Below are 9,501 nucleotides of genomic sequence, written 5' to 3'. Positions count from 1 at the left end.
GTGACTTCGTCACTGCTAGGGTCGCTTCGCTGCTAGGGCGTGACTTCGTCACTGCTAGTATCGCTTCGCTGCTAGGGCGTGACTTCGTCACTGCTAGGGTCGCTTCGCTGCTAGGGCGTGACTTCGTCACTGCTAGTATCGCTTCGCTGCTAGGGACAGCTTCGCTGCTAAGATTTTATAGCCTCTAGCCGCGAAGCGTCCTAGCAGCGTAGCGCTCTAGGCACTTGCTAAGATTTTATAGCCTCTAGCCGCGAAGCGTCCTAGTAGCGCAGCGTTCTAGGCACTTGCTAAGATTTTATAGCCTCTAGCCGCGAAGCGTCCTAGGCACTTGCTAAGATTTTATAGACTCTAGCCGCGAAGCGTCCTAGCAGCGTAGCGTTCTAGGCACTTGCTAAGACACGTGCGGTTAGACCTAGACCATAGTGCTTGGTTGCAGTGACTTTTCAGCTTTAACGGCACACACTTTAAACTCGGGGATCTTAGCGATAGGATCCAATGCATTGATGGTCAGTTTATTGGCTGCGGCTTCGGCAAAGTGGAAGGGTAAAAATAATACCCCTACTTGGGCTCGTTTAGTCACAAAGGCGGCTATTTCTATTTCACCTCGGCGGGTACTGAGTTTTAACATATCACCGTTACCCACGCCTAACTGCTCTGCATCATAAACAGAAATCATCACTCTGGGTGAACCTTTAATATCGAGTTCAGGTGTTTTGCGTGTCATGGTGCCGGTATGGAATTGCTCCAGCAAGCGACCTGTTGACAGGATTAATGGATACTCGCTATCTGGCATTTCGGCGGGCAGACGATAACTCACCGGGATCATTCTACCTTTGCCGCGCAAAAACGTCTCGGTATGCAAAATCGGTGTGCCAGGATGGTTTTCATCAAAACATGGCCACTGTAAACCATCTACCTTGTGTTCAAGTCGTTGCCAAGTCAGGCCCTGATATTGTGGCGTGAGCTGGTTAATTTCTTGCCAAATATCTTTTGTGCTGTGGTAGTGCCAATCGGCACCCAGGGTGTTGGCAATCATTTGGATAATTTTCCAGTCTACAATCGCCTCACCCGGTGGCGTTAATGCCACGCGTAACTGTTGTACTCGACGTTCGGTGTTAGTGAAATGGCCATCTTTTTCCGCAAAGGCGGTTGCGGGTAATACCACATGGGCCATCTGGGCGGTTTCGGTTAAAAAGATATCTTGCACAATCATAAAGTTGATTTTTGACAGTGCTGCTATCACATGGGCTTGATCCGGATCGCTTAGTACCGGATTTTCACCCAATACATAAAGTGCATCTAGTTTGCCTTTAACAATAGCCTGCATGATTTCAGTCGCCGCCAGTCCTGGTTCTGACGGCAGCGAAGTATTTCCCCATGCGTTGGCAAATTTAGCGTTATTGACGGGATTATTGTTTTTCTGGTAACCGGGATAAAAGTCGGGTAACGCCCCCATATCACAAGCGCCTTGAACATTGCTTTGGCCGCGCAATGGATTCAGTCCCGCGCCGCTTACGCCGATGTTGCCGCACAGTAACTGTAAGTTAGAAGTGGACACGACATTGTCATAACCTGAAGTATGTTGGGTAATTCCCATTGCATAATACAAGGCGGTTTTGTTAGCGGTGCCGATCATTTTTGCCATGGCGGCAATGTCTTCGGCGCTCACCCCAGTGATTAACGCCGCATTGACTAAATTATAATCAGGCTTCATCACTTCTTGCTTTAGCAATTGATAGTCTTCAATACGCTTGTTGATGTATTCCATGTCTTGCCAATCATGGATGATAATTTGTTGCATGATGGCATTGAGTAGCATCACATCTGTGCCAGGTTTATGTGATACATATAAATTGGCACTGTCTGCGATAGTGGTTTTCTTTGGGTCCGCGACGATTAAGCGCGCGCCATGTTGATTGACTGCTCTTTTGATATGCGAGGCGATAATCGGGTGGGCAGTGGTCGTATCGGAGCCGATGATAAAAATGACATCTGAATCTTTAATACTGGGAATATCATTGGTCATGGCCCCGCCGCCAATGGTATCGGATAAGCCTGCAACCGACGATGAATGACACAGTCTAGCGCAGTGATCTATGCTATTGGTACCCATAATGCTACGGGTGAACTTTTGCATTAAATAGTTTTCTTCATTGGTGCATTTAGCCGATGACAATGCGGCGAACTTGCTTGGGCCCGCAGCATCTTTAATCGGTTGAAGTTGCTCTGCTATATAGCCTAAGGCTTCAGCCCAACTGGCTGGTTGGAGCTGACCATTTTTGCGAATTAATGGCGTAGTGAGGCGTTTAGGACTGTTCAAAAAGTCAAAGCCAGAGCGGCCCTTTACACACAACATGCCTTCATTTACCAGCGAATGACTGTCACCGGTTACCCGCATAACGTGATTCTTGCTTTGGTCAACATGCAGTTCAACACGGCAACCGACACCACAATAGGTGCACACCGTTGAGGTTTTGGTTAACGCTATATCACGGCCTTGAGTTTTATCTCTGGCATCAACCAAGGCGCCAGTTGGACAGACTTGAACACAGTTACCACATTGAACACAATCGCTGTCACTCATTGAAGCCGTGAAGCCGACACGAGGGGCATTGCGGCTAATGGCGGCGGTCGCATTTGGCAGTGCTTGATAACTATTGGGTTCAAAGCTGATAACGTTATGACCACTTTGTTGATGGCAGGCTTCAACACAAGCGGCGCAACTGATGCAACGATTGGCATCAAAGGTAATAAAAGGCGCACTGTTATCGACTTTAAATTTACGTGCCTGACTCTGATCAAGTGCTTTACCGTCTACTTTATATTCGGTGGCATAGTCGCGTAACTGACAATCTGTATTGGCTTGGCAAGCACATTCTAAACAGCGCATGGCTTCTTTCATTGCGGCATCGGGAATGAATCCTAGCTCGACTTCGGCAAAGTTAAGCGCTCGATTTAACTGGTTTAATTCTGGCATTTTCAAGCGTGGCCGTTTGGCCGTGTCAGGGTATAATTCAGCAGACAATGAAGACGTTTTCTTGGCTTTTATCGAGTTAAACGCTGCGGGTTCTAAATGGCAAGTTAACCCTTCAGTTAATAATCCCTCAATGGCCTCAGCGGCTTTTCGGCCATCGGCAACCGCAGCCACAGCGGTCGAGGGGCCGGTGCGTGAATCACCGATAACAAATAACTTTTCCACCCCGGCAGACATGGTCTGTTCGCAGCCAAGGAAAGTATGCCAGCGAGTCAAGGCAATGTGACCACTGTCTATCTGATTTTCTGGCTGGTCTAAAAAGGCTAAATCCACTTTTTGAGATACCGCGGGAATGACGGTATCAAACGCTTCCTCAAACGTTTCGCCTGTAGCCTTGGGAGAGCGTCGGCCCGAAGCATCGGGTTCACCCAGCGCCATTTTAGCAAACGTGACTGATTTCACTTGGCCTTGGCTATCACTGTGGTTTTCAATTGGATTGGTGAGAAAATGAAACTTAACCCCTTCCACTTCGGCTTCATGTATTTCATAGGGTTCTGCTGGCATTTCATCACGGCTACGACGATAGATTAAGCTCACATCAGCGCCATCTCGGACCGCGGTGCGGGCGCAATCGATAGCCGTGTTACCGCCACCGATCACGGCTACTTTTTTACCTGTGATAAGTTTTTTGTCGGTGCAATAATCGCGCAAATAATCTACACCTAAATAACAGCCCTTTAAATCACTGCCAGGGTAGTTCATTGGTACGGCTTTTTGTGCCCCAATAGCAAGGCAAACTGCATCATAATTGGCCACTAATTCGGTTAAATTGGTATCACGACCCAGTGCCACTCCGGTTTGGATCTTAAGTCCGTTACGGGTGAGCAGTTCAATTTCTTTATCAAGAATATCTTTAGGTAAGCGATACTCTGGGATGCCATAACGTAACCAGCCCCCAGCTTTAGGTGCAGATTCCATAATGGTCACATCGTGACCATTATTAGACAGATAATAACCCGCGGTTAATCCCGCAGGGCCACTGCCGATAATCGCAATGCGTTTATTGGTAGCCGGTGCTTTTGGCGGAACATAAGATTCCAAATCATGTAAATCCAGATCGGCTGCATGACGTTTGAGTTGGCGAATAGCCACCGGTTCGTCAACCAGTCCACGACGGCATTCTGCTTCACAAAATGCCGGACAAACACGACCAATGGACAGTGGCAAAGGCAAGGTTTTTTTAATGACCTTGACAGCTTCTTTATGATCGCCTCTGCCGATATGATACAGATACGACTGCACGTCAACGCCGGCTGGACAGGCGGTTTGGCAAGGGGCTTCACAATCAGCAAAATGATCGCTAAGAATATCTTTGAGTGCCTGTTGACGAATTTTGCTTAAATAGCTCGACTTGGTAATCACATCTAAGCCGGCTTCCAGCGGTGTCTCACAGGCACGAACACACCGTAAACTGCCATCATGGTTTTTTATTTGTACTTGGCATAAATTACAGTGCTGCTTCTCTTGATTGTGGGAGAAGTCACATAAGCTAGGTATATTAATACCGGCGTCAATGGCTGCCTTTAACAAGTTGTTTGTCTGGGGAAGCGATAGCGTTGTGCCGTCGATAGTGATATCAATCATTGCAAGGCCTTTTAATTTTTCGGAGTCACTGGCTAAGTCTTAATGCCTTTGAGGATGCGACGAGTAGGACATCATTAGGGTACAACAGCGTAAATGGAGTATGCCTATAGTGGTTTTTATGTCAGTAATGCAGATTAATCTTGCTAACCTTTTTCTCGCATCCACAGTCACATTCAATTCATTAAGTTTAGTTTGAGGAGCGAGATCCATATGTGACTCAGATCATTTTTGTGGCAATTAAATGAAATTTTTATAATAAAACCTTAATAAATATAAGGTTATTACTTGTTTGAGCTTGTTATTTTTACAGATAAAAGTGAATGTTTATTGCCATTGTTTATGATTCTGGACGATCCTATTGCCAATAAATATAATGAAGTTAGCCGTACAAAGGGCTGTTTGATAACTGTTTATTATCCGATCTGAGGTGAAATATACTGTGTTAATCCACCAAGCTGCTCTGTTTTAAAGAGTAGACTCGTTCAGTTACCCTAACGGATGCTTATCACCATTGGTTTTGTTGCTTGGCTGCAAGCTAATGTGCCAGCGTAGCGATAAGCTCTGGCACATTGCCTTTAGCGACTTCCGGCAGTATGACTATTTGAGTCTAAATACCACTTCGATTCTGTCGCTAATCGTCACTTGACCTTGTTGATAGGTTTGCGCCACATCAGCATTCATTTTCATGCTGGCACGGTACATTTCAGGTTGATGTGATTGCTGCGGAAAGTACCTTACTTCCCATACGCCAGCGATTTGTTCGCCAAAGCCTTTGGCGAGCGATTGGGCTTTTTGCTTGGCATCGTTAATGGCGGCTTGGCGAGCTTGGGCAATGATTTGTGCTTCTTGGCTGGATTTCAGCTCGATATTATTAACGTTATTAATCCCTTCAACCAAAGCGCTATCGAGTAATTCATTTAAGCTGTTGAGGTCCATTACGGTTACCGTCATTTGACGATTTGCGCTATAGCCGGTCAATTTTCGTGGTTCATTTTGCACATAACTGTATTGTGGATTGAGCTGTAAATTAGCACTTTGAATGTGCTTTTTGTCGATACCCGCGTTGAGTAAACGCTGCATAAATTGGCTGACGGCATCGTCGGCTTTGTCTTTAGCCGCTTTGGCACTATCCGCTTCTATTGATACTTGGACATTGATGATGGCCATGTCTGCCGGGGCTTCTATGGTGCTGGTTCCTTCTGTTTCAATATGGGCGAAACTTAACTCAGCCGCTTGCAGTGTCGATAAACTGCTGGCTGCGGTTAAGGTGAATAATACGCCCGAGAGGATACTAATAAGTAATGGTCTGTTCATTGATGACTCCGCTAATAGTTCGCTTTATGCTATTTTTTAAACCGCTAATCTTGGTCTGTTATGTGTGTAAACGGAGCTAGATTAAAAAAGGGTTTTTATGGGTGATTGTTTTATGGGTGATTATTTTTATTGTTATTCTATTTGTTATTTTAAAGACCACTAGAACAACTGCGCTGAGATATTAAGCAGTTTAGTTCTTATCCATTGGTTTACTGGATCTTCTTCAGCTTGTTTATGCCAATACATGTGTACGGCTAAATTGGGTACGTCAAATGGCAAGGGTGACACCACAATAGGCATAGATTGTTGCAGCAACATGGCATAGCTGTTGGGCATGGTCATTATCATGTCTGACTGGCTAACAACGTTAATGGCGGCAAAGTAGTGCTCGCAGCGCAAGGCAATATTGCGGGTGATCCCTTGGGTGGCTAATGCCATGTCGACGGTGTCGATGGTAAAGTCTTTTAAGCTGACTAACGCATGTGACGCTTTAGCGTAATGTTCCAGGGTTAGCTGTTGCAGTATGGGGTGATCTTTGCGGCAAATAAGCGAAAAACCTTCATGACAAATTAAGCTACTGCGTATGTCTTTATGGGTTGGCATCAGCACGTCGATAACAATATCTAAGCTTTGCTGAGCCAATGAGGGTTCAAGTTCTGTCCGCTTAATTTGACGACTGTTTATGGTGAGGTTAGGGGTGTTTTTAAGTAAGTCAGGCACCAATATTGGGAAAAACATCGACTCTAAAATATCTCTTAAACCGAGTTTTATTTCCCGTTTATGCTGCTGAATATCAAATGTGGCAGGTTGGCTGACGGTGTTATTAAGTAAATTAATCGCTTGCAGCACATCGGGAATGATTTTTTGGCACAAGGCTGTTGGCACCATTTTACGGCCATGACGGACAAATAATGGGTCGTTAAATTTGCTGCGTAAGCGGGCGATAGCATGGCTCACCGCAGGTTGGGTTAAGTGCAACTTAGTGGCTGCGGCAGTAATACTCCCTTGCTGATAAACCGTGACCATGACCAGAAATAGATTCAAATCAATCTTATTATGCAGCATATTAATAGTTATCTATAAGTTAGTATCATTTGAATTTATTTTAGGCTTGGTTAAATTAAAGTCAAACTAAACCAATATAAGCAGACTCAAGATGACCATTTCACACGACGAACACGAAGCACAACAAGCCCAACAAATTAAAAAAATGACCATTGGTACCGATAAGTATCCGATGCCGTTACCGCCAAAATTTGACAGTAAACAACAGCAACAACAATTTGAAAAACAGCGCCTAGCCGCTGCATTTAGAGTGTTTGCCCATTATCGATTCGATGAAGGTTTGGCGGGCCACATTACCTTGCGTGATTGTATTGATCCCGATTCATTTTGGGTAAACCCTTTGGCGGTGCATTTTTCTAAAATTAGGGCATCAGACTTAGTGCGTGTTAACCATAAAGGTCAAATTTTGGAAGGTAAGCACCCGATTAATAATGCCGCGTTTGCGATTCATTCACGTATTCATCATGCGCGCCCAGACGTGAATGCGGTAGCCCATGCCCATACCACTTATGGTCGTGCGTTTTCGGCATTAGGTGAGTTACTGAAACCGATTTCACAAGATGCTTGCATGTTTTATGACAACCACAGTGTGTTTGATACCTTTACCGGTGTGGTTGCCGAGGTGTCTGAAGGCGACATGATTGCTGAGGCGCTGCAAGGCCATGCGGCGGTGATTTTACAAAATCATGGCTTATTGACCGTAGGGAAGTCAGTTGATGCGGCCACGGCCAACTTTGTTATGCTAGACAGTTGTTGTCATAGCCAATTACTGGCACAAGCGGCAGGTGAACTTAAGTTGATTGGCCATGATATTGCCACAAAAACCCGTCAATTTAATGGGTCTGACTTAGTCACTTGGGGTAATTTTCAACCTCTGTATCAAGTCATGCTGGCTCAAGATAACAGCTTTTTAGACTAAGCTTGTTTAGCCACAAAGCAGTTTAATACGCGTTTATTATGGTGATCTGAGGTTCGCTAAGCTTGCTTAGCGAACAAAAATGACCGCCCATGACAGATTGATTATTAGCGGAATACGACGACCCTTGGCGCTTGTCTTGATGATGTTTAGCATGGGTTTAAGGTTAACGCAGTTTGCTTTTTTACGTTTATGGCATACTCACATTCGTGACCTACATTAGATACTCACACTCGCGACCCATATTAGATATTCACACTCGCGACCCATATTAGATATTCACATTCGCGACCCATATTCGCGACCCATATTCGCGACCCATATTCGCGACCCATATTCGCGACTCATATTAGATGCTCACACTCGCGACTCATATTAGATACTCACACTTGCGACCCATATTAGAAACTCACATTCGCGACCCATATTAGATACTCACATTAGATACTCATCTTAAAAACTCATATTTCGGATCCTGTCTTTTGCTGCTGGCGGTATTCACTTGGGGTCATGCCTTGCCAGCGCTTAAATGCCCGCCGAAAATTAGTCACATCCACATAACCTAATTGATATGCCAGTTGTTTAATGCTGCCTTGAGATTGCGATAAATAATGCTTAGCAATGTGATGGTTCACCGACGCCACAATAGTTTTATAGCTACTTTGCTGTTGAGCTAAATGGCGATGCAGGGTGCGTGGTGTCATGTGAAAATGCGCTGCGGTGTCACTCAAACTGGGTAATGGCATCGGGCTTGGCAATAAATACTGATACAGCTTATCACTCAAACTCTGCTGTCCGTTAAGTAGATCGAGTTCGTTAATGCACCATTGTCTGGCTTGCATAAATGAGCTGGGATCGGCCATCTCAAGGCGTTGGGTTAACAATGTTTGGGTTAATATAAACTGGGTGCTAGCTTGGTTAAAATGAACTGGCACCTTAGTTAATGCCGAATATTGCTGCCAATAAGTTGGCGCAGGGAAGCTCAGATTAATCTGACATAACGCCGGAGAGTGCGGACTGAGTTGTTGCAGCAACTTAGCAATAGTCACCAAGAGTGCATCCATAAACGGTTGTTGTATTACGCCTAGTGGTTGTACTTCTTGGAATGTTATGACCATGGTGTCGGCCGTTTCGTGGATATTTACCCTAACCAGCGGCGTGCGGGTGTTAATAAACTGCTTCAATGTATCAATGGCTTGTTTAAGCGTGCTGCTGTTAAGCATGGCAAAACCCATCATGCCATGAGTGTTAATGCTTATTCGATTGCCGACATGTAAACCTAGGTCTGGTCTGGCCGAAAGATTGATTGCAGAGTTTATTAGCCGTTGATAATCATCAAAACTCACTTGATAGTACGGGTCTTGTAATTGCTCAAGTGTGATGCCGTTATGCCTCAGCCAAATGTTAACATTACATTCCCACAGGCTTAGTTGTTGATAAACTTGGTTTAAGTAAAAAATTGGCAGTGGCTGCATAACATTCTTATCAATGGATTTAACTTAGTTGTAACGGATTTTGTTGCATTTGTCTATTAATGACCCCTTTATGTCCATCTCCCCCTCTTTTCTATCTTGGATGCTGGCGTAAA

The 9,501-nt window shown here is 44.9% G+C and carries 5 protein-coding genes; 1 reads left to right on the top strand and 4 read right to left on the bottom strand.

All coding sequences use genetic code 11. From position 1 onward, the window contains the following. Window positions 1–412 precede the first annotated feature (412 nt). The 3 genes from fdhF to AAEZ00_RS11655 form a co-directional block, all read right to left on the bottom strand. The gene (fdhF, locus tag AAEZ00_RS11665) at window positions 413–4,618 is read right to left on the bottom strand and encodes a formate dehydrogenase subunit alpha (protein ID WP_351088664.1); all 4,206 of its coding nucleotides are present in this window, start codon (window positions 4,616–4,618) and stop codon (window positions 413–415) included. 597 nt (window positions 4,619–5,215) lie between these two features. Then, a complete protein-coding gene (locus AAEZ00_RS11660; RefSeq protein ID WP_124013568.1) occupies window positions 5,216–5,932 on the bottom strand; it encodes an oxidative stress defense protein in 717 nt (238 codons plus the stop codon). 159 nt (window positions 5,933–6,091) lie between these two features. Then, window positions 6,092–6,997: a LysR family transcriptional regulator gene (locus AAEZ00_RS11655; RefSeq protein WP_124013569.1), complete on the bottom strand. Its 906-nt coding sequence runs from the start codon at window positions 6,995–6,997 to the stop codon at window positions 6,092–6,094. A 91-nt stretch (window positions 6,998–7,088) separates the two neighbouring features. Here AAEZ00_RS11655 and AAEZ00_RS11650 point away from each other — a divergent pair, with 91 nt between their 5' ends. After that, window positions 7,089–7,916: a class II aldolase/adducin family protein gene (locus AAEZ00_RS11650; protein ID WP_124013570.1), complete on the top strand. Its 828-nt coding sequence runs from the start codon at window positions 7,089–7,091 to the stop codon at window positions 7,914–7,916. A gap of 458 nt (window positions 7,917–8,374) precedes the next feature. Here the strand turns inward: AAEZ00_RS11650 and AAEZ00_RS11645 are convergent, their stop codons facing one another. Further along, the gene (locus AAEZ00_RS11645; protein ID WP_124013571.1) at window positions 8,375–9,388 is read right to left on the bottom strand and encodes an AraC family transcriptional regulator; all 1,014 of its coding nucleotides are present in this window, start codon (window positions 9,386–9,388) and stop codon (window positions 8,375–8,377) included. Window positions 9,389–9,501 lie beyond the last annotated feature (113 nt).

The organism is Shewanella sp. S1-49-MNA-CIBAN-0167 (genome assembly GCF_040310145.1).
Taxonomy (GTDB): Bacteria; Pseudomonadota; Gammaproteobacteria; order Enterobacterales; family Shewanellaceae; genus Shewanella; species Shewanella psychromarinicola.
This window is presented reverse-complemented; position numbering and strand designations above follow the sequence as displayed.